Below are 24769 nucleotides of genomic sequence, written 5' to 3'. Positions count from 1 at the left end.
AGGGTCACGCCGTCTCACCCCTGGCCGTGAGCGTCGAGTCACGAAGCCGACGGGCGAGAGATCGACTCGTGAGGACACCCGCGAATCCGAGTCCGTAGTTGCTGGCGACGATGGCGACGAGTGCCAGGGGGTCGGTCGCCAGTGCGGTCTGGACCGCGAACGTGCTGTAGGTCGTCAGCGACGACAGAAAGCCAGTCGTCAGGACGATCCGTGACTCCCGCCCAATGAGTCCGGTGTACTCGGCTTCGTAGACGAGAAAGCCGAGGGCAAAACAGCCCAGAACGTTGACCAGCAAGACGGCCCGGACGTCCGAGAGCAGGCCCATCGTAAAATACCGAAGGTTCGAACCGGCGAAGGCACCGATACCGATCAGGACGAGTGTCTCGAGTCGAACGAGGGGGGAATCGGCTGTCATGGCGGTGGTCTCAGACAGGGACCGTCAGCCCCCCTCGCGTTCGGTCGGTCGTCGCTGAGGACGACCCACACCGACGACGAGTGGTCAGGCAGTTGGATCAGGCGGGCCCCATCGCCCGGATAGGGCGTGATTGAGACAGGATCGACATGAGAATTGCGATACGACAGCGCGTCACATCGGGAAACCAGAAGGAAAAGACCCAAGTTTAGACTGCCTCTAAACAAAGCCATGACCGATGCCGAGGACGACCGACGCGGGTTCACTCGAGCGGCGGGAGTGAACGTCCTTGGCAACGCGGTGAAAATCGTCGTCGAAGGGGCGGTAGGGCTTGCCTTCGGCAGCGTCGCCTTGCTCGCCGACGCAGCCCACTCGGTCGCCGACCTCGTTGCCAGCGTCGTCGTGTTGATCTGGGGGCGGAGTTCGTACGATCGGCCCGACGACACTCACCCGCACGGCCACGACCGGATCGAACCACTGACGGCGTTGTTCGTCGGGAGTATCATCGCGTTGCTCGGATTGAACCTGCTGTATGAATCCGCACAGGGACTGCTCTACGGCGTCGACGTCCGCTTCAGTCCGCTGTTGCTCGCCGCGTTGGCGTTTGCGATCGCCGATATGTACCTCCTCTACTGGTACACCACGCGGATCAACGAGACACTCGATTCGACCGCACTCAAAGCGCTGGCGGCGGACTGTTTGAACGATATTTACACCTCCGTCGCTGCCGTCGTCGGTGTCCTCGGCGTCTTGCTCGGCTATCCGTTGCTCGACCCCATCGCCGGTGCGCTCGTCAGCCTGCTGGTCGTCTACCAGGGCGTCGAAATCAGCCGCGAGAACGTCGATTACCTCATCGGTGCGGCTCCCGACCCGGAGACGCGAACGCAGGTCACCGAAACGTTGCGAGCCCACCCTGAAGTCCGGGGCGTCCACGATCTGACCGTCTTCTACGACGGACCCGTCCTCGAGGTTGAAGTCCACGTCGAAGTCGATGGCGACATGCCGTTCCGGCAGGCCCACGACGTCGAATCGACACTCGTCGACCGGCTTCGGAACCTCGAGGACGTCGGTGACGCCCACGTCCACCTCGATCCGTCGGGGATCGGCGAGTGGAAAGAGTGTCCGGACGAGCAGTGAGCCTCGACGGCTGGGTCGGGCCGGGTGTGCGGTTCGGTGACGGAGATTTTATCCCATCTGCCAACGGGCCTACGGGTATGGAGACGGATACCGGAGCGGTGCAAGAAGTCACTGCCGGCGACTGTACGGACTGTTATTATCTTGACGTGAATATGTACGACACAGAGGGGTACGGTTCGGTCTATATTCTCGACGATGATCAGCCCGCGATCATCGAAACCGGACTCGGAACCAATCACGAACTGATCCTCGAGGCACTCGACGACCTCGGCATCGATCGTGACGACCTCGCGGCGATCGTCGTGACACACATCCACCTCGATCACGCCGGTGGCGCTGGATTCCTTGCCGAAGCGTGTCCGAACGCCGATGTCTACGTCCCGGCCGCCGGCGCGGGGCTGCTCGTCGATCCGACGCGACTGGTCGAAGGCACGAAAAACGCCGTTGGCGACCAGTGGGAGTTCTACGTCGATCCAAAACCCGTTCCCGAGGACCGAATCGTCGAGATCGAAGACGGCGACCAGATCAGCCTCGGCGAGCACGATCTCCGCGTCCACGGGGCTCCCGGCCACGCGTTCCATCAGGTCATCTTCGAGGACCCCGCGAACGACGCCGTCTTCGTCGGCGACGCCGCGGGCATCTGGATCCCTGAGACCGAGATCATCACCGAGACGTCGCCGCCGTCGGACTTCAACCTCGAGGGCTGTCTCGAGGACGTCGAGACGCTGAAATCGGTCGATCCGGACGTATTGTTGTACACGCACTTCGGGCCGCGTGAGGTGGGCGACGACGCCGCCGCGGCACTCGAGGAGTACGCTGCCATCCTCAGCGAGTGGGTCGAGGCCGTCGAAACCAAACGCGCCGAACTCGAGGACGACGAGGCCGTCATGGAGTATTTCGCCGAGACGACTGACAAAGCCGACGTCTGGGGCGAACGCAAGGCACGCGCCGAAGCCGTAATGAACACGCGAGGCGTCCTCGGCTATCTCGACCACCGCGAGTGAGTGCGATCCCGTCGTCGCAGCCGGTGAGCCACCGCGAATAAACGTAGTCCCAGATGTCTGCGGTTTCATCATGATTTATCGCACGAGAGGTACTGTCACGCATATATGGACTGGCAGGATGCCGAACGAGAGTACGACGACGAGGTCATCGGGAAGACGACACTCGGGCGGCTGTTCGAGGAGACGGCCGAGCGAAACGCCAATCGTCCGGCCCAGAAGTACAAGGGTGGCGTCTACGATCGATCGCTGACGCCGTCGGTTCTGCCGGCCGCGACGCCCGGCAGCTTTCGACCGATCTCCTACCTCGAGATGCGTGATATCGTCCGCAACCTCTCGGCGGGCTTTCACGATCTCGGTATCGAACTGGGTGACCGCGTCGGCATCTTCGCCAACACCCGGATGGAGTGGGCACAGTGTGATTTCGCCCTCCTCGGTGCTGGGGCCGTCGTCACGACGGTGTACGACAGCTCCTCACCCAGTCAGGTCGCCTACCTGCTCGATGATCCCGACGCAACCGCTGTCGTCGTCGAAAACGAGTCGCTTCTGGAGACCGTTCTCGAGGTCGAAGACGACCTCGACCTCGAGTTCATCGTCTCGATAGACGAGCTTTCGGGGTACGACAACCGCGAGGACATCTATACGCTAGACGACGTCTACGACCGCGGCGAGGCGGTGTTCGACCTCGAGGCCTACCAGGAGCGCGTCGACGCCCCGGAACTGGACGATCTAGCGAGTCTGATCTACACGAGTGGGACGACGGGCCAGCCGAAAGGCGTCCAACTCACCCACTGGAACTTCCGGTCGAACGTCAACGCGATCCGAAAACGGTTCGCGCCCCGGCCGGACAAACCGGACGACGTTCCGTCACTCGACGAGGAGTCGCTGGCAGTGTCGTATCTCCCGCTGGCTCACGTCTTCGAGCGGACGGCAGGTCACTTCGTCCTGTTTGCAAGCGGCGCGTGCGTCGCCTATGCGGAGAACCCGGACACGCTGCAGGAGGATTTCGGCACCGTTCAGCCAACGACGGCGACGAGCGTGCCGCGAGTGTACGAGAAGATCTACGACGCGATTCGCGAGCAGGCCAGCGAGTCGGGGGTCAAAAAACGGATCTTCGAATGGGCCACAGACGTCGGCGTCAGGTACCAGCAAGCCGATTCGCCCGGCCCAGTCCTGAACGCCAAACAGAAACTCGCGGATACACTGGTCTTCTCGACCGTTCGAGAGGCCCTCGGCGGGGAGATCGAACTGCTGATCAGCGGCGGCGGCAGTCTCTCGCCGGACCTCTGCCAGCTCTATCACGCGATGGGGCTGCCAATCTATGAAGGATATGGGCTCACGGAGACGTCGCCGGTCGTTTCGACGAACCCACCCGAGGCGGTCAAGATCGGGACCATCGGGCTGCCATTGCCCGGCGTCGACGTGACAATCGACGAGAGCGTTGCCGATCAAGCAGCGTTTACGGACGATCCTGGCGAGGTCGGCGAACTCCTCGTCAAGGGACCAAACGTCACACAGGGCTACTGGAATAAACCCGGTGCGACCACGGGTGCGTTCACAGACGATGGGTGGTTCCGAACGGGTGACATCATCCACCAGCGGCCCGACGGCTACCTTGAGTTCCGCGAGCGCGCAAAGCAGATCATGGTGCTTTCGACGGGGAAAAACGTCGCCCCAGCCCCGATCGAGGACGCCTTCGCGGCCAGCGAGATCATCGAGCAGTGTCTGGTCGTCGGCGACGGCGAGAAGTTCATCGGCGCGTTGCTGGTGCCAAACTCGGATCACCTCCACGAGTGGGCCGAGACGGAGGGGATCGACCTCCCCGATGCTCCCCAGGCGATGTGTGATGACGACCGTGTTCGTGAGTACATCCAGCAAGAAGTCGATCGCGTCAACGAGAACTTCGAGAAACACGAGACCATCAAACGGTTCGAACTCGTTCCGCGGGAGTTCACCGAAGAAAACGAGATGCTGACGCCGACGATGAAAAAGAAGCGCCGCGTCATCCTCGAGGCGTTTGAAGACCGCGTCGATCGCATCTACGCGGATTCCTGAGACCGGACTCCCGCTCGCCTATCAGTCAGTGCCGGCACACCCACGACCCGTCCTGTGCTGGGACACCGCGATAGCAGACCGTCTTAGAGGACGACCGAGACCACAGCAAAGAGGATGATGACGCCCGTGATGTCACAGATGTTCGTGACGACGGGGATCGTCGTATCGTCGGGATCGTAGCCGAGTCGGTAGGAGCCATACACCGAGACGGTGCTGACGATGACGACCCAGACGGCGAGCAACATCCCGCTGACGATCGTGATAACGAGGAGTGGGGCGAGCCCCAGCGTGCCGCCGAGTGCACGGCCGATGGCCCACGAGGCGAAACCAAGCAGGACGAACACGGTGGCTGCAAGTCCCATGATCGCGGCGACGTTAGCCTGGATGTTGGCGTTCGTCGGCGAGAACTCGAGGGTCCCCAGATGGAGCTGGGTCGAGAGCCGCGAACACATGATTGAGCCAAGGTTGCCGGCGGTCCCGATCATCACTGGAACGATGATCAACAGTGCGGGGTGTTCGAGCAACTGTTCTTCGAACGTCTCGAGGACGGTACCCGAGACCATCTGCAGGATCGAGAGCCCAATGAGCAGTGGGACGAGTGTCGTGACGATGTTCGGGACGGTCCACTCCGTTAGTTCGTCCTCCAGATCCTCGTCGTGTCCGGCGTCGTTGCTGGTACTCACAGGACTGCCCCCGCAACGCTGATGCCGATGAGCAAGAACACGACGCCGAAGACGTCACCGACGGTCGTTACGACCGGGCCGATGACGTTGTCCGGGTCGAGCCCCCGTCGATACCCCTTGAAGATCACCGTGAGCAGTACCCCGAGCATCGCGAACGCACTCAACAGCGCGGCGATCGAGAGGATGATCACTAACTCGAGCAGGCTGCCGTCCCGTCCGAGCACGAGCAAGACACCCCACGCGAGCACCGCGATGAACACCGAGACGATCATCCCGTTGAGAAACGAGGCGATGATCGCGTTTCGTAGGCGATCGTTCCACTCGAAGTGGGGATCGATCAGCCCCTGGTGGAGCCCACTCGAAAGCCGAGCCCCCAGCGAGCCGTAGACGCCACCGCGCGTCGCGAGAAACGCGGGAAGCAACAACAGGATCCCGGGGACGCTCTCGATTCCCTCGCGCATGGTTTCGGTCCCGAGTAACGTTCCCGCGAACAGCCCTGCCACGAGGCTGATGAGGATAACCGGCAACGCCTGCTTGTAGACGTCGACGGCGGAGTCGTGGCCAACCATCTGTCGCAAAATACGTCTCCGACATGGTAAGCGTTCGTGAACGACGACGGTCGCGCTCGGGGATCGCAACCGCCAGCTGACACAGCGAGAGACGCGCCAATAGTATATCTCCATCCGTCTCCTCCGCTAGCTATGGTGGCGATCCTCGAATTTACGGTCGATGCGGCGGAGTTCTTACTTGGTGGCACACTCGAGCAGGCAAGCGGTGTCGAACTGATCGAACTCGAGCGTGTCATCCCCCTTGGCGACCAGAGCATTCCGTTCCTCTGGGTGATCGCCGACGATTTCGAGACGTTCGAACGGAGCGTTCGCTCCCAGTCGGCCGTCGCGTCGATCGACCAGTTCGGCGTGATCGATCGGCACGGGCTGTATCGCATCGAGTGGGCGATCGATCCGCCGAACCAGCTGATCGATGGTCTCGTCGAGGCGAACGCGACGCTCCTCGAGGCCCACCACGGGGAGCGCTGGCTCTTTCGGATCCGGTTTCCGGCACACGAGCTGCTCACTCAGTTTTATACCTACTGTACGGACCACGAGATTCGGATCCACGTCGAGCGGGTGGTTCCGTTGACACAGCGCCCTCGCCGCGGGCCGGTGTTCGACCGCTCGCCGGAGCAACGGGAGGCGCTGGTGTTGGCGATCGATCGTGGCTACTTCGAGACACCTCGTGAGGTGACCCTCGACGAGCTCGCAGCCGACCTCGAGATCAGCCAGCAGGCGATGTCGGATCGGATTCGCCGGGGTGTCCAGCAGGTACTGGTCGACTCGCTCTCGGCGCTCGAGGACGAGTGACCGACCGGGATGAGGGTGACGCTGACGACGGCAACCGTGCGAATTGCGCTCTGGGCGGACGATGGCATCGCGATTCGAGTAACTGACGGTCATAGTGTCATACGGACTCCTGTACGTCAGTACCGGCGCACCCGCGACCGCTCTGCGGGCCGATCAGTACGTCGGTACAGCAGACCGTATCAATCCTCGCCCGGGATGATATCGCCCAGCGAGCCACCGATCGCCATTCCGGTAAAGACCACTGACACTTGACAGAGGTTGATCCAAGGCTCGTCCCACACGATGCGTCCCCACAGCGTCATCATCACCGTTGCAGTCGCGAACGCGATTCCGAGCACCCAGACGGGACGGCGGGGCACCACGCCGAAGTAGGGGTTGTGGATCTGGACGTCTCGAAAGTCAGCGACGTAGAGAATACCGACGACGAGCGTGGCGGCGAGGACGAGATTCACGACGAAAAACACCGGAGTCGCCGCGAGGAACGCACCGATCTCGAGGACGCCATCTTCGACGAGTAAGGGCAGTCCGAGGACGACGCTGCCGACGAACGCCTCCGCTTTGTCCTTGCCCGTGAACTCGGTGATCACCCGACTGACCATCCCGTTGTGGGAGAGTCGATCGGCCAGCCGCATCGTTCGGCGGACTTCCGTTCGCTCCTCGGGATCGTCGACCGTCTCTGCCAGTGTCTCGAGTTGGTCGTACAGGTCGTCCATCGTCGCCTCGTTGGGGGGATCGGTCGACCGTGACATACGCCGGGTCTCTCACTCCGATCGTATATATTGTCGGCCCCACGGGTCACACATCGACCACACCGCCGCGGCAGTCGGGCTGAGCCGACATTCAGACGACAGGAACCGGTACCATTTTGCAGCCGCGGATGCCACTACATCGCATATGAAACACGTCCAGGGACCACTGTGTACGGTCGACGTCGGCGAGCAAACTGCCGAGACAGAGTCGATCGACGACGTCCTCGAGTCGTTCCTCGGCGGGCGTGCGCTCGGTACGAAACTCGCGTACGACCGGGTGCCGTTCGACGCCGACCCACTGGGTGCCGAAAATCGCCTGTTTTTCGCGACGGGGCCGCTCCAGCATTCGACGATGAGTTTTACCGGCCGGATGTCGGCGACGAGTGTCTCGCCGCTGACCGACGGCTTGCTCTCCTCGAACGCCGGCGGCTTCCTCTCGCGGAACTTCACTGGCACGGGCTACAGCGCCGTCGAAATCACCGGCGCGAGCGACGATCTCGTCATCGTCCACGTCACGGATGACGGCGTCGAGTTCGAAGCCGTGCCGGAGCTTGAGGAAGCAACCGTCCCCGAGACCTGCGAGTACATCGAAGACGAACACGGTCTCGAGGCCGAACACACCGTCGTCATCGGCCCGGGTGGCGAGAATCAGGTTCGTTTCGCCTCGATCATGACCTCCGAGGAGCGGGCGTTCGGCCGTGGCGGCCTCGGTGCCGTTCTCGGGTCGAAAAACGTCAAGGCGATCACCTTCGACGGCGATTCGACTCACGAGGTCGAGATCCCGCCGCTGCAGATGGAGATCCACGGCGAGGCTGCCCAGTCCGACCACATCATGAAACGACAGGGAACCTCCTCGATGACCGAGTACGCAAACGAAGTCGAGGCCCTGCCGACGCGGTACTTCTCCGAACTCTCCTTCGAGGGTGCTGAGGGGATCAGCGGCGACCGCGTCGAGGAGAAAAAGTACAAGAAAGGCACCTGTTCGGCCTGTGCGTTTGCCTGCAAACTGCCGACCAGAGACGAGGAAACCGGCCTCGAGACCGAAGGCCCGGAGTACGAGACGGTGATGGCCTTCGGCTCGAACTCGGGTGTCGACGACATCGTCGACGTGATGAAATCGAACAAGCTCTGTGACGAGTACGGGATCGACACGATTTCGGCCGGTGACGTCGTCGCGGCCTACCTCGCCAGCGAAGACGAGTTCGGCAACGTCGAACTCATTCACGACCTCGTCAAAAAAATCGCCTACCGCGAGGGCGTCGGCGACACGCTCGCAGAAGGGATCGACCGCGCACACGACGAACTCGGCGTCGACAACTGGACGGTAAAGGGCATGGAGTTCCCCGCCCACGACGGCCGAACGCTCAACGGCCAGGGACTCGCCTTTGCCACCTCGAACCGCGGAGCCGACCACATGTACGCCGAGTTCTACCCCTACGAGTACCCGCTCGTCGACGCGGATCGGGCGTTCGACAAAACGGGACTCGACGACAAGCCACCGAAAATCATCGAACTCGAGAACGTCAACGTCATCAAAGACAGCGGCGTCCTCTGTAAGTTCTCGCGGGACTTCGTCAGCCCCGAGCGCCTCGAGACGCTGCTCGACGCCGACTACGAGGACTTACTCGAGCTCGGCGGCACCGTCGTCTCGCTCGAGCGCCACTTCAACAACCAGCGTGGCTTCGACCGCGCCGACGACCGACTCCCCTACGAGATCCCCGGCTTCGAGGAGGGCCTCGCGGCGTACTACGACGAACGCGGCTGGGATGACGACGGCACCGTGCCCGCCGAGCGCCTCGAGGCGACGGGCGCGACTGAGACACCGGCAGACGACTGAGGCGGTCTGCTGTACCGATTTCGACCGATCCCTGACGCGTACCCGGATATAGCCCGGGTAAATGACTGATTACTGTACTGATCAGATTTGGTACGTCTCCCATACTTATAATGATTCAGCTACAGTGACAGGTTGAGATGGCTACGGGGTCAGGGGAGCGGGGGGAGGAGAACGAGGTGGAGTGTTCGCTGGTCTGGGTCGATCCGGATTCGATTCCACAACAGGCTGGATCGACCACCGAACGACAGCGTCAGTGCGATTCCGAACAGCGTCGCTCCATCGATCTGGAGTTCGAGTGGTATCGACTCTGCCATGGCTGTAACGAACGGAAGTGGTTTGCGGGGCTGATCTGTGATGACTGTCGGCAGCGACACGATCTGTAGTCGCTATCGAACGGGTCACCGCTCGCTTCCGTCGTCCTCGTCGTCCCAGTCGTCGTCGATCTGGAGTCGATCGTCGCCTCGAGACGGCAGCGGTGTGTCGTCGGCCCGCGAGGGATGGATATTGAAGTTGTTGCCCCGGTAGGGATCGGTGTCCGGGTCGTAGGACAGTTCGCTCCGCTCGAAGAGATAAATAAAGAAGCCAAAGATCGGGATGCAAAAGGTGATTGCAGCCCACTTCTTCGGTGGCTCGAGGCCGACGTTTCCGGCGTCGTAGTACGTACCCACCGTGAGCCCGAGGTGCCACGCGAGGGGGATGCCGACGAGGACCGCCAGCAAGATCGTGCTCATACCCTACCTATGGGTCGCAAGTACAAAACTGACGGTGCGATGGATGGCATCGTTCGGTTTTTGGTCTATTTGATATGTCGACCGGTCGATTCGAGTTTTCTGGGACGCTCTGCTGGAACGATATCTCGGCGCGATCGCAGGACGACTCCCGCTCATGCCGGGAATGGCGGACAGCAGACCGTCTGAATAGTTGTCCCGGCAACGACTGGAGAGAACGAGACCGCTGTTATCGATCCGCCTGTGGACGTTTGCGTTCGCTTTCGGTATCCAGTCGCGTGTCGGCTCTGGAAAACCCCTCCTTGAGGTGGACTCTGGTGTCGGTGATTTCGTGGACTGCGTCTTCCGAGAGCAAGAACGGGCCGCCGATCTCGGCCCATCCGAACCGGGCTTTGATCGTATCGACGACGTCGGGCGCTGGCTCGACTCGAGCCGCCCCCGCCTCGAGTTCCTCAACGGTCCCGATCACCTTCCCGTCGGTCCGTTCGACGGGTTTGCCGATATCCGCCTCGGAAAACGTTGCGCACATGCACTGCGGTATCTGCTCACAAAATAAGCCGGTTGTGCCTGCACCTGCCGCCTAGTCGGACCGGAACCCGCGAGGCTCTTCGGTGACCGACGATGGCTCATCAGTGACCGGCGTCTCGACCACCGTCTCGGGGAGCCACGACCGAACGTCGACGGACTCGCTGCCGAGGACGGCGAAGCCGGCGAAGATCGTCAGGAACCCGACGACCGCCAGCGGAGCGATGGTCTCTCCGAGCAGCGCCCAGCCACCAAGCGTCGCGACGACCGGAACGACGTAGAAGATCAGGTTCGCCTGGATCGCGCCCGTCGACTCGAGCAGTCCGAAGTAGGCGATGTAGGCGAGAACGCCGGCGACGAGACTGACGTATGCGAGTGCAACGAGTCCACTCGAGGTCCACGTGATCGCGGTCATCGACTCGCCAGCCGACAGCGCAAAGCCGTGAGAGAGCGCCGCAGCGATGGGCAATCCCCACGCGATTCGGACCGTACTCGAGAGCGTCGCACTCGAGTTGACTCGACGAATGAGGACGGCTCCGAGTGCCGCACTGACCGCACCGGCAAACAAGATTGCCCGACCGACGGCGTCACCACCGAGCAGATTTGCAGGGTCGGGACTGACGACGAGCGCGACGCCGAGAAGGCCGAGAACCAGCCCGACCGCACCACGGGGCGAGAGGCGTTCATCGGAGAGGAGGACGGCCGCAAACACCGGCGTCAGGATCGGATTGAGACTGAAGACAATCGCGCCGACGGCGCTGGTCGCGTACTGCTGGCCGACGAAGATGAGCGCGTTCGCCAGTCCGATCACGAGCACGCCGGTCGCGAGAATCCCGACGACGTCACCCCGCGTCTCGGGGCGGAGTTCCGCACGCGAGGCGGTCACGGCGACGTATCCCAGCATGACGAGCGCCGCGATATCGAATCGCAGCGCAACGAACAATAGCGGCGGGAAGTACTCGAGGCCGGCCTTCGCAGCGACGAACGTCCCCCCGAAGAAGCAACTCGAGAGGATGAAAAAGCCGAGCGTGCGACGGTCGATCACGGACTCACCTCGATTCGGCGTTCGTGCAACAATTTTGCTGATCGACGACCGATCAGCATGGAGAAACCGTATTGCATCTTAGAAATAATTATGAGTCCGGGGGTTATAGTTTCGTTCAGAAAATGTATTGCAGCGAGAAACACCCCTGCAGCCGGGAAAGAGTTGACCGGTGTCGTATGCTGTCACAGGTTGAAACTATTTCATGGTGCGAAAACACTATGATGCGACAGTGACCAGCACTCGTATGGAGTCTGCACTTGAGGAGATCGAGTTCCTTGCCCTCTCGGCGAACCGCGTCGACGTGCTCAGGTTGCTTTCGGAGCGAGCACGCACGCGAAACGAACTGGCCAGCGAGACGGGGGCTTCCCAGGCGACGCTCGGCCGGATCCTCAGTGACTTTCAGGACCGCTCGTGGATCCGGCGGGTGGGCAGCGAGTATACGGCGACGGCGACGGGAGACCTCGTTGCGTCGGGGTTTACGGACCTCCAGGATATCATCGAGACCGAGCGACGACTCCGTGACGTCGTCGACTATCTGCCCGCCGAGGCGATGGGGTTCGACCTGAAGCGACTGGCCGACGCGACGATCACGACCCCGAGCCAGACCCGGCCGAACGCACCGCTTTCCCGGCTGCTCGAGTTGCTCGAGGATGCCACAGACGTCCAGACGGTTTCACACGCGTTCAACGAACAGACGCTTACGGTCGTCCAGGAACGGACGACGACGGGTGCACAGACGTTCAACGGCGTCTTCTCACAGCGTGCGATCGAGGCGCTGGCGGCCGACACGACGCTTCGCGACCGACTCGAGACGCTGCTCGAGACCGACGGTGCGTCCGTCCGGGTTCACAATGGTGACGTCCCGCTCGCGGTCATGATCCTCGACGACGTCGTCTACCTGCTCTTGCGGGACGAACACGGCGTCTTGCGAGCGTCGATCGACACCGACGATGCGGCCATCCGCGCGTGGGCACAGGAGACGATCGACGACTACTGGGCAGCGACGACGCCACTCGACCTCGAGGCCGACGAGTTTTCAGCGTGAGTTCAGTCGTCTCTCGGCGGCGAGCAGCGTCTCGACCGCACGGGCCCTGACGCGAGGGCTGAATCGGGACGCGTCGATCACCGAACGTCCGAACTCGAGGCCCGCGAGAGCAGGTAGACGGCACCGGAACCGAAGGCGAGTCCCAGCCCGACGAGTACGGCAACGGCGGGAACGATCGTGTTGAGCGCCCCGTCGAACGCCGTCACCTCCAGGACGGTCATCACGTTTTCGTCGAGCATGATCGCCCGTGCCGCGTCGACGCCGTAGGTAACGGGGTTGATCCGGGCGAACGTCTGGATCCAGGTCGGCAGCACCTCGAGTGGGAGAAAGGCACTCGAGAGGAACAGGAGTGGAAACTGCAGCAGGTTCGCGCCGATGATCGTCGACTCCTGATCGCGGGTCAACACTGCGAGGGTGTTCGAGAAGGCGATAAACCACAGCGAGAACACGATCCCGACGGCGACGATCCCGGCGGCACCGACGATGCCGGTTTCAATCTCCGCCCCGAGGAGGACGCCGAGACCGAGAATAACCGTGATCTGGAGTGCAATCCGGAACACTTCGGCGGCGGTTTTGCCGACGAAGACGGCGGTCCGGTTCATCGGCGAGACGAGCACCTTCTCGAACATGCCGTTCTCGATGTCGTTGACCAGACCGATCCCGGAAGTGACTGCCGACGCGAGCGCGACCTGAATCGCGATCGCCGGGACGAGAAACGAGGTGTAATCGACGCCCGGAAGTCCCTGACTGACGGCACCGCCGGCGACGTTGCCAAACACCTCAGTGAACAGGACGAGGAAAATCACCGGCTGTGCGAGCGAGACGACGAGCACGAAGGGGTTGCGGACAGCTTTGAGATTCCAGCGCTTGAAGTTGACCCAGACGTCGCCGGCGAACGTGTTCGCGGATCGTGAAACCTCGCCGGTCGCCCGCTGGTCGGTTGGGGTGCTCACGCCGACTCCTCCGTCTCGTTGGTATCGACACGCTCGCCCGTAATCGCGAGGAACACGTCGTCCAGCGTCGGCGCTCGCACGTTGAATCCGGTGACGGTCAGGCCTGCATCTCGCAACGCGACGAGCAGGTCGGTTCCGGACTGGCGGGCCGATTCGGCGGTGACGCTGATCCCCGTGTCAGTCTCCTCGACGGTCGCATCACGGAAGGCGTCGAACTCCCGCGCGATCGTTGTGGCTCGTGTTCGGGCCTCGCCATCACCACCCAGTTCGATGTCGAGGACGTCGCCACCGACCTGTCGTTTCAGATCTGCCGGCGAGCCATCGGCGACGATCTCACCGTCGAGGATCACTGCCAGCCGCTCACAGAGTTTGTCAGCCTCCTCGAGATACTGCGTCGTCAGGAAGATCGTCGTCCCGCGGTCGTTAATCCGCTCGAAATACTCCCAGAGTCGATTTCGGGCCTTCGGATCGAGTCCCGTCGTCGGCTCGTCGAGAAAGACCAGTGCGGGCCGGTGGACGAGCGCTGTTGCGGCGTCGAGGCGCTTTTTCATCCCGCCGGAGAACTCCTCTGAGCGCTTGTCGGCGACGTCCACGAGGTCGACGAGGTCGAGCAGTTCGGCGGTTCGCTCGTCGCGGTCGCCACGCGGGACGCCGTAGGCCTCACACGCAAATCGGATGTTCTCCTCGGCGGTCAACTCGGGATCGATGCTCGTCTCTTGGGCCATGTAGCCGATCGATTCGCGGATCTTCCGTGGCTCCGTCCGAACGTCGAACCCGTTGACTGCTACCGACCCGGCAGTCGGTGACAAAAGCGTCGCGAGGACTTTGATCGTCGTCGTTTTGCCCGCGCCGTTTGGCCCCAGAAACCCGAAGAACTCGCCGTCGGCGACCGTTAGATCGACGCCGTCGACGGCCGTCGTCCCGTCTCCGTAGGTCAGTTCGAGGCCGTCGATATCGATCGACGGTCGCTCCGACATTGGCGTTCGATCCGCCCCCGTCTCTCGAGCGCGCTCGCGTGGATTGTCGGACTCAGTCATCGCTCGTTCGTTCGACATACAGCCGATACGGGTTCTGGACGGAAGTACGTCTAACTTCGAGGGCATGTCGTTACATCGATAATCGAAGTTATAGCTCGTACTCCATTGCCCACCTGTGTAGGTGGCCAAACACCGGAAAGATCGCCCGGGCCTTACCGGTCGGCTCGTACTCGACTCGAGGCGGGACTTCGTCGTACGCAGTGCGCTCGAGCAGGCCGGCTTCGGTCAGGTCGCCTAACCGCGTCGAGAGCGTGTTCGCCGGGACCTCGAGCGCTGCCTCGAGTTCGGAGAACCGCAACGGCTCGCTTGCGAACGCGAACTCGGAAAGCACTGCCATCGTGTGTGTTCGACCGAGCAGATCGAGCAACGCCGCGACCGTTCGTTCGACACGCTCTCGCTCTGCTGTGTCTAGCGAGCGACGGAGTTCGCGTGCCGCCTCGGGAGCCCCTTCGGTGTCTCGAGCAGTCGGCTGATCGTCGTCCATACCCATCTTTTTAGCTCGAGTGCCCTAAATTGTTTTCTCGAATCCTCGAGAGAGACGCGTTTTCGAACCCGTTACTTCGAAGCTTCGAAGTTACAAGTATGAACAGCCCGCTGCTATAGTACTGGACCTGCAACTCGCCGTCTTCGGACTGATGTCCGTCGTCGTGGCGGCCGTGGTCGTTGCAGTGCGATCGCCCGAGCGGTTCGACGGTTCCGCCGACGAAACTGCCGCCTTCGATTTCACCGATCCGTCGGCCGATCGGCAGCCGTTCGACGGTGCCGACCACAATCGACTCGTGTCCCATGCACGGATCGAATGGTGGCTCGATTAGCGGCCGTCCCGACGACGGTTCTGTGCGCGTCGTGTTTCCTGCAGAACCCGATTACCCGACTTGGACTCGCCGATCGGGTAACGGCCGACGTCTCCCGGCCGAGGTATTTTATTCGCGGGCATCATCGTCTGTCACAGTCGATGAGCGATGGAGAGTCAACCGACGAGTCGGACGGTCAGGAGAGACTCGGTGGTCCTCGACTGTGGATACTCCTCCAACTGAACCGGTGGGTGTTCACGGGAGCGATCCTGGCGGTCGTGTACGTCATCCTGGTCGCGTTTAGTCTGATCGACGTCACGCCGTTGCGCGTAATTGTCGACAATCAGGGCAGTATTGGGTTCCTCTTCTCGGCGTTTATCGGCGCGATCATCACCGGCACCTCGATCGTCGTTACGATCAATCAGCTGGTGCTCTCACAGGAGCTCGGCGCGGTCGGCGATCAGCGCGAACGAATGAAGAAAGCGATGGAGTTCCGGCGGGACGTAGAAGCGACGATCGAGGAGGATGTGAGTCCGCCCGAACCCGCCGGCTTCCTCTATGAACTCGTCGACGGCATCCACGAGCGTGCAACCGAACTCGAGGCCGTCATGGAAGACGAACGGGACGAAGCACTCCGGCAGAAGATCGCCGACTACGTCGAGGATACGACCGAAAACGCCCGAAGCGTCAAAGCCGACCTCGAGGATGCACAGTTCGGAACGTTCGAGGTGATCTGGAACGCGCTCAACTTCAATTACTCGCGGAAGATCTACGACGCACGCCGGATCCGCTCCGACCACGAGGGCTCGCTTTCCGACGAGGCAAACGAGAAGCTCGATCACATGATCGAGACGCTGAAGCTGTTCGGACCGGCCCGCGAGCATTTCAAGACGCTGTACTTCCAGTGGGAGCTGATCAACCTCTCGCGGGCACTGCTGTACATCTCGGTGCCCGCGCTGACTGTAATGGGGCTCATGATCATGTATATCGACGGCACCGGCCTTCTCGGCACGACACTCGGCATCGACAACCTCGTCTGGGTAACCAGCGCCGGCTTCGTCGTCGGACTCTCGCCGTTCGTCGTCTTCATCGTGTACATCCTCCGAATCGCGACCGTCGCAAAGCGAACCCTCGCGATGGGGCCGTTTATTCTTCGCGAGTCTGAACGAGACGAAGACCTTGGCTGAGGCCGTCTAAAGCGGTGCGCCGACCAACACGAGTTTCGCGTGCTCGTCGCCACGGTTGACTATCTGTCGGCGCTCGTCGGCATCCAGTCGGATCAGATCGTCTTCCTCGAGTGTCACCGTCTCGTCGCTGTCGCCTACCTCGATGTCGACCAGCCCGGCGACCACGTAGTAGATCTCTTCCTGCCCGCTCTCGGTCTCGTCATGTGCTTTGCCCTTGCCGCCGGGCTCGAGTTCGAGGATCGAGAAACCGAGGTGGTCGGTCTCGAGTTCGTCTTTGAGAAACCACATGCCACCGAACTCGTCGGGGACGACTGACTCCGGATCGGTCTTGCTTGCAGTATCGTAGCCCATATGCCAGTCCTCGAGCCCGACAGGCAAATCCGTACGGGAACCGGCACGGCCCAGCCTGTCGCCGAATCCGACGACTGTTTTGCCTCGGGCCCCTACCGACAGTCGTGATCGGCGCGTGATCCTCGTCATCTGCGGGCCACCCGGTGCGGGCAAGACCACGATCGCCACGACGCTCGCCGAGCGACTCGAGGCCCGTGGCGAACTTGTTCGGCTCTATCACTCCGACGCGTTCTCGAGGCGGACCTACGAACAACTGTACGAACGGGCGCGCGAAGATCCCGAAGACGTGCTCACTCTCGTCGACGGCACCTTCTACAAGCGCCGATGGCAGACCCAGTTTGACACCCTCGAGGACGTCCGGTTTGTCCACGTCACGGCGAGCCTCGAGACCTGCCTCGAGCGCAATCGGACCCGCGCCGACCCGATCGACGAGCAGGGTGTCCACGTCGTCTCCCGCGAGTTCGACGAGCCCGACGCTGCACTCGAGGTCGGTACCGACGACTGCGACCCTGAGGCGGCCGTCGATCAGATCGAGCGCGCACTCGAGGCGTGGGGCTGGCTCGTGGACGAGGCGTGAGACTCGAGAACAATCCTGTGCTACAGTCCGGGCACCAGCGCTGCAAGCTCGTCCGGGCGCTGCTCGGGAACGAGATCGCTCGGAAGGGAGTCCCAGTCGAGGGTGTCGGTGCCGGGTTTAGCACCGGTTTCGAAGCCGGGATCGTCGGCAGGCTCCTGATCCCGGTACTCCCGCGGTGGGCCGTCGTGGGCGTAGACGCCCTCGGGGTGGTCGCCGGTCCAGACGTGCAGCATGCACGGTGTCCGGCAGGGCAGTGTCACGTTGCCGTCTTCGAAATCACGTTCGTAGGCCTGCCGGTAGTACCACCACGCGAATCGGCCGGGGAGGCCGGCGTGGTAGTGCCAGGGCGAACACCGGTCCTCGGAGCCCGTTTCGCCGTAGACGGCCGGCGGCTCGATCGGCTCGCCGTTTTCCGTCGCGATGAACATGACACCGATCGAGCGCCACGTCTCGTTGTCGACGAGCACGGATTCAGGTCGTTCGGGGTCGACGACCGACTCGTCGCCGACGTACTCCGGGTTGATCCAGTGTGACCAGCCGTCGGCATCCCGGTCGAGCGTGTCGAAGTACGGCTTGTAGCCCGCGTCTACCAGCGCGCCCGCATCTGGATACTGCTCCTCGAGCGTGTCCCGGACCGCCGCCCGCAGTTCGACCGTCGCCGGGTGGTCGTCCATACAGCCCTCCATCCCCCCGTCCACACAGTGGCCCATGCTCGGCTCGTGCGTCGCGTCGGGACAGCGACTGTCGAACCAGCTGGGCGAGACGCTTCCCTCCGCGCTCGCCTGTCCCGTTCCGACTGCTGTAATAGTGGCCGCCCCCGCCGAGGCCCGCAAGAGAGACCGACGCGACACGTATCGATGGTCGTTACTGTCGTCCATACGACCACTGTCCACACCAACGACTCGCATAAACCCCTGCTGGTGGGTATCGTGACTGTCCAGTTGCGCGACTACTCGAGGACTGCGCCGGTTCCCGGTCGCTCAAGGTCCGCGAGGTCGATCCGACCGTCGGGCATCGGGACGCCGTCGTAGGGGTCGTCGGCAAGCAACAGCGAGCCGTCGAGGTCGGCGTAGTCGAGCAGCGGCGCGAGGTGGGCAGCCGCCGCAATAGAGGCGTTGGACTCGGTCATACAGCCACACATGACCTCGAGGCCGTGAGCACGGGCAGTATGGATCATCCGTTTGGCCTCCCGGAGCCCGCCACACTTCATCAGTTTCAGGTTCGCGATGTCACACCGATCCGCGATCTGTGGGATGTCCTCGAGCGTGATACAGGACTCGTCGGCGGCGATCGGCAGCGTCGAGCGCTCGTAGACGAATCGCAGTCCCTCGCGGTTCTCGGCGGGTACAGGCTGTTCGACGAACTCGAGGTCGAACTCGGTCAGGCGCTCGATCTTCCGGACCGCCTCACGCGGCGTCCAGGCCTCGTTGGCGTCGACGAAGAGGTCGACGTCGGGGGCGACCGACCGGATCGTGCGGATGATCTCGATATCTCGATCCGTGCCGAGTTTGACCTTCAGGCGGCCGTAGCCGCGCTCGAGTGCCGTCTCCGTCTTCTCGCGCATCGACTCCGTATCGTCGATCCCGATGGTGTAGGAAGTCTCGAGCGTGTCGGCGGGGTCGAGCCCCCAGTACTGATAGAGCGGTACCTCAAGGCGTTTCGCCGCGAGGTCGTGACAGGCGATGCTGACCGCGGTTCTGGCGGCCGGGTTGCGCTCGACCGTCTCGCGCATGCGGCGTTCGATCCGCGCGAGGTTGTGCGGGTCGTCGATTTCCTCGACGACGGCGAGCAGATCCGGCAGGACGGCCTCGACGGTGGCGACGGTATCGCCGTAGTGGGGCGACGGACCCGCGCCGCCGATGCCGACCCGTCCGTCCTCGTCTTCGATGTGGACCGTGACGACCTCGGATTCGGTCTCGGTCCCGCGCGCGATCGTAAACGGGTACTCGAGTGGCAACGAGCGCCGTTCGAACGATGTCTCGAGGCTCATAGCAGCGCGTCGAGGACCGTCTCGCTGTCGAACCGAACGACGTCCGTCGCGGGGACGTCGATCGCGTCGGCGTACGCGTCGACCGCCTCGCGGGCCTCGTCGTCCTCGAGGTTGGACGTATTGAGCGCGCCGGCGACGATTTCGCTGCCGGCGACGGGCGCGGCGAGGTTCTCGTAGAGGTCGACGTACGTCGGCAGATCGGGCAGCGAGAACGACTCGTAGCCGTGGATCGCCTCGCGGCCGGCGTCGTGACAGAGCACGAGTTTGTCCGCCATCGAGCCGTGGAGGATGCCACAGGTCACGGCGGAGTAGGCGGGGTGGACGATGCTGCCCTGCCCTTCGACGAAAAGGTAGTCGTGTTCGTCGCCTTTCTCGAGGATCATCTCCTCGACGGCTCCTGCGGTGAAGTCGCTGACGACCCGGTCGATCGGGTTGCCCCAGCCCTCGATCATGATTCCCGTCTGACCGGTGGGGATCACGGCGGCGTCGTAGCCGGCCTCGCGGGCGTCGCGGGCGAGTTCCATCGAGACGGTCATCTTGCCGACCGAGCAGTCGGTGCCGACGGTAAGGATGACCTCGGCGTCGACCTCGTCGGCGATCCCCTGACTGACCGTAAGGTCGTCGCTCGGTTTTCGGACGTCTCGAAGCTCACAGTCGTTCTCGGCGGCGAGTTGGGTAAATTCCTCGTCCTCGGCGAGGAAGTAGTGCAGCCCGGAGATGATGTCACAGCCACCTTCGAGGGCCGTCCGGACGTCCTCGCGCCAGCTTTCCTCGAAGCCGCCCCCGATCGGCGCGATACCGATCAGCAGGGCGTCGACCGCGTCGGCCTCGAGGTCGGCCATCGATTCGTAGATCGGAGCGTCTTGAACGTCCGAGACGAAGTCGTTGACGCGCTGGCCTGCCGTCTCGCGGTCGAGGACGGCGACAGCGTCGTAGTCGGCGTATCGGAGGACACCGAGTGCGGTTTTGGCCCGGTCAGGGAACTTCTCGTGTGCGAGAATTGCAACGCGCATACTCGAGCATTGTCGACGGCCTATTTAACGATAAATACTGGACCCGACGGTCGCAAGAGAATACCAGCCAGCGACGTCCCCATATCAGAGCACCCGCAGTTCCGTCGTCCAGAACGCTCGGTGGGCGTCCTCGAGCGCCGGTTTCGGGTCGCCGGTCGCGTCGACGGCCGCAGTGCCCGCTGGCTCGAGGCCGGCGTCATCGACGAGCGTATCGACGACGCCGCGCTGGCCGACGACGAACAGGCGCTCGACGTCGTCGGGGACGCGTTCTGTGAGCGCGTCCGCACAGCGCTCGAGATGGTCGTCGATCTGGTCGTCGCGGATGCGTTCGAACCGGGCCTGCGAGAAGCCGCCTTTCGAGTGGCTGCCCTTGACGTCACTGTCGAACCCGCGGTAGTCGACGCGCTCGTCGCCGTCGTAGATTCCGAGTGCGAATAGATCCGCTCGCACGAGCGCGAGCGCGTAGCGGCCGGTCGGGAGGGCCCACTCGCGGTCGATAGCGAACCGATCCGCCCAGCTAGCCCGTGGGTTGCGGTCGGGGATCACTGGCGGCTCGAGCGTGACGCTGATGAGACCAGTATCGTCGGCACACACCACGCAGGGGGCAGCATCGTCGACGAGCGCGGCTCGCTCGCCGAGGACGTTCTCGAGGTCGTCGGTAATCTCGCCGCGAAGCCCGGCAAGGCCGTCACCGCCGACGATCGCCGTCAATGCGCCTTCGGGACCCGTTCGGACCGACGTCAGCCGATCGATTACCTCGGCGAGTCGGCTGCCACGAAGCTGTTCGCGGCGGCGCACCTCGAAGCCACTCTCTTGGTCGTCCATCCGCTCGAGTTCGCCCTCGAGCTGGGCGATACGGTCCTCGAGCCGGTTCACCTCCGCTTCGACCTCCTGTCTGGCCGTGGCAGCGTCTGCGCGGCGGTCGGATTCAGCCTCGTAGCGCTTTTGCAGGCGCTCGTTTTCTGCCTCGAGTTCGTCGATGCGCGCTTTCAGTGAGGCGCGGCCGAGCAACTCATCGAGCATCTGACCGAACAGGCGAAGCGAAAATACTTCTAGGTTCCGGCGTCCGACGAGTCGATTCCGGGTGCCGACCACTCGCCGGTGAACGCGAGCAACTGCTGGGCGCGTTCGCGCCGGGCGAGCAACACCTCGCGAAGCGAGGGCGGGTTTCGAACGTCGGTGCCCTCGAGCAACGACTCGGGGACTGCGAGTGTGTTCGTCGGGACGGCGTCGTCGCCGTGGACCGAGAAGTGCTGGGACTCGAGTTTCATCACGAGTGGCGTGTCGAGGCGTTCGATGCCGTCACCGCGTGCATAGAGTTCCTCGTTGATCCGCTCGTGTTGTTCGCTGTCCATGAGGGCGTGATCCGCGTCGGTCGGGGTCACGTAGAGTCGTCCGAGATAGTAGCTGCGTGAAAACACCTCGAACATGGTAGCTAGTACCAAGGGTCGGCGAGGGATAACTATTGTCGAATAGAGTTAAGTCGGAGGACAATCAGGGAAGAAAGACAGTGTGCGACGTCAACCCCCTCGCAATTCTGTGAAAGCACACGAACTACCGTGCGGTCACAGTAACGGCGACTACAACCGTTGTAAACGCTGGGAACGAATGTCCACCGGTCATAGACCGATTGAACGGTTCGAACGAAGGTCTGTCTTTTTAGTATGTTCGAACGCACAACTCGGTAATGACCACCACCCGGTCGGTCGCGCTCCTCGTGTTGGTCGCCACCGTTGGGCTGACGATCGCCCCCGTTGCAAGCGGTGCCGTCGTCGGAGCGCTCACAGCTGACACGACAACTGATACCGAAGCCACCGATCCGGAGGCGAACACCTCCGTGTCGATGTTCATGCAATCCAGTGCCGCCGAGACCGAACACGCAGTCGACGATGGGATGTTCGAGGCGAAGTACGATGCCGCCGACAACGACAGTCGGACGACGCTCGTCCGCGATCGAACGGCCACCCTCGAGAACCGACTCGAGGCTCTCGAGGCCGAACGCGAACAGCTTCGCGATCGGAAAGACGAGCTTAACCAGGGAGAATATCAGGCACGGATGACGCGGCTCACCGTCGAAATCCGGTCGCTCGATCGAGCAGCGGGACAGCTCGAGCCGCGAGCTGCCGACGCCGGTGTTAGCGATCGGGTCGCCACACTGCAGTCGAACGCCGCTGAACTGACCGGACCCGAAGTGGCCGAAATCGCACGCGGACTCGCTGGCCCCGAGGGGACACCGGGCGGTGGGTCGGCCGACAGTTCCGGACCGCCAGCGGACACTCCCGGTACCGAGTCGACTACCAATAGCGGGGCCGAGCCCGGATCACCGGCAGACACTCCAGAGACCGAGTCGGCTGCCGACACTGGAGCCGAGCCTGGATCAGCGGCGGCCACTCCAGAGACCGGATCGAACGCCAGATCGGAAGCTGACAGTGAGCGGCCGAAGAACGACCCGGAAACGCCCTCGAGTCCCGGTACAGAAGCCGATGCCGAGTCGGACAGGGAACGATAACGACTGCCAGTGTGAGACGCTCTCGACCCTGCATTGGACGCCAGTGTCAGTGGCGAGCAGACACGCTTTTCAGCGGTGACCCCCAACCGTCGCGTGATGGACTCCGCCGAACTGCTGGATTTGTTGGGAAACGAAAACCGGAGGCGTATTCTCCGGCTTCTCGCCCGCAAACCCTGCTATGTCACGGAGATATCCGACTATCTCGGCGTGAGTCCCAAAGCAGTCATCGAACACCTCCGAAAACTCGAGGACGCCGGCTTGATCGAGAGCCGGGTCGACGACCAGCGGCGGAAGTACTTTCATATCGCCCGTCACGTCCGTCTCGAGGTCAACGTCTCGCCGTACGGCTTTGCGAGCAAAAGTGCCTATCCGGCGAACAACAGCCTCGATATCACGTCCTGTCGACACCTCACACTCGACGTCTTTTCCGACGAGACGGAGGGCCTCGACGACCTGTTGCGCGCACTCGAGGACTTAGAGCAACTCGAGAACGAACTCTCGCTGGCCCAGCGGTGGGTGCAGGGCCGCCTCTGTGACGTGCTCGACCAGATTTCCGAAACCGCCGGGACCGGCCCCGAAAGTCGAATCTACGCCGACGTACTGGCGAGCATCCGAACGGAGCCGAAATCGGTCGGCGAGCTCAGTCAGGACGTCGAGGCTCCCCGCGAGGTCGTCGCTGGCCTCCTCGAGTCACTGGCCGACGAGGGGATGGTTCGGCGGACCGAACGCGGCTGGGAGCTGACAACGGAGTAGCGGCGTTGTTGACGGCAGATACAGCGACAGCCAGCAGACGAATTGTCGTCCGTCAGGTCCGGCACAACCGCACGCGGGTTCACGGTCGAGCCGGGAAACAATCATAATAACCCGTCTCGTCTCATTCGATATCGCGGGTCAGTCCGGTTCGCAGGTCACGTCCGAAGTAGTAGCCGACGAGCGAGGCGACCAGTCCGACGGCGACGCCGACCGCGACGACGGTCTGGAACGAGCCGGCGGCGGCGAGAAAGGCGTTACTGGCCACTGCCGAGACCGCGCCGACTGCTGTCCCGGCGGCAGTCATCTCGAGATACCGTCGTTTGGCCGTCAGGAGGCCGATCAGAAATGCGACGCCGAAGATACCGACGATCCGTCCAGCGATCGGGATCATCATCCCGCCTGCAAGCAGTCCAGTGCTGACGAGGAGGACGAACGCGAGAAACGCCTTCGGTGAAAAATAGGAGTCGACCGAGAGCCACGACCGGAGCCCGGCAAGCCGCGAAGCGTCAGCTGGCTCATCGGAGCGAGCGTCGACTGGTGTGTCGGCGCGGGAGTCGGCTGGTTCGTCGGCCGACGCCAGTGACTCGTCGGTACCAGCCTCGAGACCGGTACCCGAGAGGAGCTGGTCCGTTTCCTCGAGGAGGTCCTCGGTGTCGCGGCTCTCGGTCACCTCGTCCGAGCGGTTGCCCATATCGAGCCATTGCACAGCCGAGAGCATGGGTTTTTCCCTGTCCATTGGAAGTATATCGCTGTTTTCGACAGGCGATACGAGGGCCCCGTTTTTTCACCTCGGGTGCGGTACCACGGAGCGATGAGCGCCGAGTTGCTCGCGTTCGGTGTCAGCGCACTCGCCCTCGGTATCGGGGTGTTGGTCGCTGCTCGCCACCTCTATCCGCGACTCGAGTTACCTGCCGACGCCGAGTCCTCATTAGAGCTGTTGACCGCAATGATCGCAGGAATCCTCTTGCTTGCTGGGCTGGGGCTGGTCTTGCTCGGACTGTTCGGCTGAGACAGGAAGCCGACAGTG

The 24769-nt window shown here is 62.8% G+C and carries 30 protein-coding genes; 11 read left to right on the top strand and 19 right to left on the bottom strand.

Annotated elements, in window-relative coordinates; all coding sequences use genetic code 11:
• Positions 1-4 precede the first annotated feature (4 nt).
• Positions 5-415 (bottom strand): fluoride efflux transporter FluC, encoded by a 411-nt coding sequence (locus BW940_RS14210; RefSeq protein WP_076609879.1) that lies wholly within the window; start codon positions 413-415, stop codon positions 5-7.
• Between the two features lie 228 nt (positions 416-643).
• On the opposite strand from BW940_RS14210, the gene BW940_RS14205 reads away from it, so the two are divergent.
• The 3 genes from BW940_RS14205 to BW940_RS14195 all read left to right on the top strand — a co-directional run bounded on the left by BW940_RS14205 (position 644) and on the right by BW940_RS14195 (position 4605).
• Positions 644-1549 (top strand): cation diffusion facilitator family transporter, encoded by a 906-nt coding sequence (locus BW940_RS14205; RefSeq protein ID WP_076609878.1) that lies wholly within the window; start codon positions 644-646, stop codon positions 1547-1549.
• 77 nt (positions 1550-1626) lie between these two features.
• Positions 1627-2553: an MBL fold metallo-hydrolase gene (locus BW940_RS14200; RefSeq protein ID WP_076609877.1), complete on the top strand. Its 927-nt coding sequence runs from the start codon at positions 1627-1629 to the stop codon at positions 2551-2553.
• A gap of 105 nt (positions 2554-2658) precedes the next feature.
• Complete coding sequence (locus BW940_RS14195) at positions 2659-4605, top strand: AMP-dependent synthetase/ligase (RefSeq protein ID WP_076609876.1); 1947 nt, start codon at positions 2659-2661, stop codon at positions 4603-4605.
• Between the two features lie 83 nt (positions 4606-4688).
• Here BW940_RS14195 and BW940_RS14190 read toward each other — a convergent pair whose 3' ends face one another.
• Positions 4689-5288, bottom strand: a complete 600-nt coding sequence (locus tag BW940_RS14190; protein WP_076609875.1) for a magnesium transporter — start codon at positions 5286-5288, stop codon at positions 4689-4691.
• Positions 5285-5857: a magnesium transporter gene (locus BW940_RS14185; RefSeq protein ID WP_076609874.1), complete on the bottom strand. Its 573-nt coding sequence runs from the start codon at positions 5855-5857 to the stop codon at positions 5285-5287. The genes BW940_RS14190 and BW940_RS14185 overlap by 4 nt, the downstream gene beginning before the upstream one ends.
• A 132-nt stretch (positions 5858-5989) precedes the next feature.
• On the opposite strand from BW940_RS14185, the gene BW940_RS14180 reads away from it, so the two are divergent.
• Positions 5990-6649, top strand: a complete 660-nt coding sequence (locus tag BW940_RS14180) for a helix-turn-helix domain-containing protein (RefSeq protein WP_076609873.1) — start codon at positions 5990-5992, stop codon at positions 6647-6649.
• Positions 6650-6828: 179 nt separating this feature from the next.
• On the opposite strand, the gene BW940_RS14175 is transcribed toward BW940_RS14180, so the two are convergent.
• Positions 6829-7398: a DUF2391 family protein gene (locus BW940_RS14175; RefSeq protein ID WP_076609872.1), complete on the bottom strand. Its 570-nt coding sequence runs from the start codon at positions 7396-7398 to the stop codon at positions 6829-6831.
• Positions 7399-7543: 145 nt separating this feature from the next.
• Here BW940_RS14175 and BW940_RS14170 point away from each other — a divergent pair, with 145 nt between their 5' ends.
• Entirely contained in the window at positions 7544-9235 is a 1692-nt protein-coding gene (locus BW940_RS14170; protein ID WP_076609871.1) for an aldehyde ferredoxin oxidoreductase family protein, read from the top strand.
• Between the two features lie 149 nt (positions 9236-9384).
• On the opposite strand, the gene BW940_RS21515 is transcribed toward BW940_RS14170, so the two are convergent.
• The 4 genes from BW940_RS21515 to BW940_RS14150 all read right to left on the bottom strand — a co-directional run bounded on the left by BW940_RS21515 (position 9385) and on the right by BW940_RS14150 (position 11533).
• A complete protein-coding gene (locus tag BW940_RS21515) occupies positions 9385-9549 on the bottom strand; it encodes a hypothetical protein (protein WP_159440170.1) in 165 nt (54 codons plus the stop codon).
• An 84-nt stretch (positions 9550-9633) separates the two neighbouring features.
• The gene (locus BW940_RS14160; RefSeq protein WP_076609869.1) at positions 9634-9966 is read right to left on the bottom strand and encodes a hypothetical protein; all 333 of its coding nucleotides are present in this window, start codon (positions 9964-9966) and stop codon (positions 9634-9636) included.
• Between the two features lie 226 nt (positions 9967-10192).
• Positions 10193-10492 (bottom strand): hypothetical protein, encoded by a 300-nt coding sequence (locus BW940_RS14155; protein WP_076609868.1) that lies wholly within the window; start codon positions 10490-10492, stop codon positions 10193-10195.
• Between the two features lie 51 nt (positions 10493-10543).
• Positions 10544-11533, bottom strand: a complete 990-nt coding sequence (locus BW940_RS14150) for a DMT family transporter (RefSeq protein WP_076609867.1) — start codon at positions 11531-11533, stop codon at positions 10544-10546.
• Positions 11534-11777: 244 nt separating this feature from the next.
• Between BW940_RS14150 and BW940_RS14145 the strand changes: the two genes are divergently transcribed.
• A complete protein-coding gene (locus BW940_RS14145) occupies positions 11778-12578 on the top strand; it encodes a helix-turn-helix transcriptional regulator (RefSeq protein ID WP_076609866.1) in 801 nt (266 codons plus the stop codon).
• Between the two features lie 77 nt (positions 12579-12655).
• On the opposite strand, the gene BW940_RS14140 is transcribed toward BW940_RS14145, so the two are convergent.
• The 4 genes from BW940_RS14140 to BW940_RS14125 all read right to left on the bottom strand — a co-directional run bounded on the left by BW940_RS14140 (position 12656) and on the right by BW940_RS14125 (position 15356).
• A complete protein-coding gene (locus BW940_RS14140; RefSeq protein WP_076609865.1) occupies positions 12656-13531 on the bottom strand; it encodes an ABC transporter permease in 876 nt (291 codons plus the stop codon).
• The gene (locus BW940_RS14135) at positions 13528-14508 is read right to left on the bottom strand and encodes an ABC transporter ATP-binding protein (protein ID WP_394329403.1); all 981 of its coding nucleotides are present in this window, start codon (positions 14506-14508) and stop codon (positions 13528-13530) included. The genes BW940_RS14140 and BW940_RS14135 overlap by 4 nt, the downstream gene beginning before the upstream one ends.
• A 148-nt stretch (positions 14509-14656) precedes the next feature.
• Positions 14657-15052, bottom strand: a complete 396-nt coding sequence (locus BW940_RS14130) for a winged helix-turn-helix transcriptional regulator (RefSeq protein WP_235847810.1) — start codon at positions 15050-15052, stop codon at positions 14657-14659.
• A gap of 10 nt (positions 15053-15062) precedes the next feature.
• Positions 15063-15356, bottom strand: coding sequence for a hypothetical protein (locus BW940_RS14125; protein WP_076609862.1), 294 nt, complete (start codon positions 15354-15356; stop codon positions 15063-15065).
• A 167-nt stretch (positions 15357-15523) separates the two neighbouring features.
• On the opposite strand from BW940_RS14125, the gene BW940_RS14120 reads away from it, so the two are divergent.
• Positions 15524-16549, top strand: a complete 1026-nt coding sequence (locus BW940_RS14120) for a hypothetical protein (RefSeq protein ID WP_076609861.1) — start codon at positions 15524-15526, stop codon at positions 16547-16549.
• A 6-nt stretch (positions 16550-16555) separates the two neighbouring features.
• On the opposite strand, the gene BW940_RS14115 is transcribed toward BW940_RS14120, so the two are convergent.
• Positions 16556-16900 (bottom strand): cupin domain-containing protein, encoded by a 345-nt coding sequence (locus BW940_RS14115; RefSeq protein WP_076609860.1) that lies wholly within the window; start codon positions 16898-16900, stop codon positions 16556-16558.
• Positions 16901-16979: 79 nt separating this feature from the next.
• On the opposite strand from BW940_RS14115, the gene BW940_RS14110 reads away from it, so the two are divergent.
• Positions 16980-17477, top strand: coding sequence for an AAA family ATPase (locus tag BW940_RS14110; protein WP_076609859.1), 498 nt, complete (start codon positions 16980-16982; stop codon positions 17475-17477).
• Between the two features lie 20 nt (positions 17478-17497).
• On the opposite strand, the gene BW940_RS14105 is transcribed toward BW940_RS14110, so the two are convergent.
• The 5 genes from BW940_RS14105 to BW940_RS14085 all read right to left on the bottom strand — a co-directional run bounded on the left by BW940_RS14105 (position 17498) and on the right by BW940_RS14085 (position 21910).
• Positions 17498-18355: a hypothetical protein gene (locus BW940_RS14105; protein ID WP_076609858.1), complete on the bottom strand. Its 858-nt coding sequence runs from the start codon at positions 18353-18355 to the stop codon at positions 17498-17500.
• Positions 18356-18426: 71 nt separating this feature from the next.
• The gene (locus tag BW940_RS14100) at positions 18427-19467 is read right to left on the bottom strand and encodes a dipeptide epimerase (protein ID WP_076609857.1); all 1041 of its coding nucleotides are present in this window, start codon (positions 19465-19467) and stop codon (positions 18427-18429) included.
• Entirely contained in the window at positions 19464-20480 is a 1017-nt protein-coding gene (locus tag BW940_RS14095) for a DUF1611 domain-containing protein (RefSeq protein ID WP_076609856.1), read from the bottom strand. The genes BW940_RS14100 and BW940_RS14095 overlap by 4 nt, the downstream gene beginning before the upstream one ends.
• An 84-nt stretch (positions 20481-20564) precedes the next feature.
• On the bottom strand, positions 20565-21503 hold the full coding sequence (locus BW940_RS14090) for a Vms1/Ankzf1 family peptidyl-tRNA hydrolase (RefSeq protein WP_076609855.1): 939 nt from the start codon (positions 21501-21503) through the stop codon (positions 20565-20567).
• A gap of 29 nt (positions 21504-21532) precedes the next feature.
• A complete protein-coding gene (locus BW940_RS14085) occupies positions 21533-21910 on the bottom strand; it encodes a DUF5802 family protein (protein WP_076609854.1) in 378 nt (125 codons plus the stop codon).
• Between the two features lie 257 nt (positions 21911-22167).
• Between BW940_RS14085 and BW940_RS14080 the strand changes: the two genes are divergently transcribed.
• Together BW940_RS14080 and BW940_RS14075 are read left to right on the top strand one after the other, a co-directional pair.
• The gene (locus BW940_RS14080; RefSeq protein WP_076609853.1) at positions 22168-22989 is read left to right on the top strand and encodes a hypothetical protein; all 822 of its coding nucleotides are present in this window, start codon (positions 22168-22170) and stop codon (positions 22987-22989) included.
• Positions 22990-23085: 96 nt separating this feature from the next.
• On the top strand, positions 23086-23742 hold the full coding sequence (locus BW940_RS14075) for an ArsR/SmtB family transcription factor (protein WP_076609852.1): 657 nt from the start codon (positions 23086-23088) through the stop codon (positions 23740-23742).
• 121 nt (positions 23743-23863) lie between these two features.
• Here the strand turns inward: BW940_RS14075 and BW940_RS14070 are convergent, their stop codons facing one another.
• The gene (locus BW940_RS14070; RefSeq protein ID WP_076609851.1) at positions 23864-24433 is read right to left on the bottom strand and encodes a hypothetical protein; all 570 of its coding nucleotides are present in this window, start codon (positions 24431-24433) and stop codon (positions 23864-23866) included.
• 120 nt (positions 24434-24553) lie between these two features.
• On the opposite strand from BW940_RS14070, the gene BW940_RS14065 reads away from it, so the two are divergent.
• The gene (locus BW940_RS14065; RefSeq protein WP_076609900.1) at positions 24554-24751 is read left to right on the top strand and encodes a hypothetical protein; all 198 of its coding nucleotides are present in this window, start codon (positions 24554-24556) and stop codon (positions 24749-24751) included.
• Positions 24752-24769: the final 18 nt, after the last annotated feature.

The sequence above is a fragment of the Natronorubrum thiooxidans genome (genome assembly GCF_900156475.1).
In the GTDB taxonomy this organism is placed as follows: domain Archaea; phylum Halobacteriota; class Halobacteria; order Halobacteriales; family Natrialbaceae; genus Natronorubrum; species Natronorubrum thiooxidans.
This window is presented reverse-complemented; position numbering and strand designations above follow the sequence as displayed.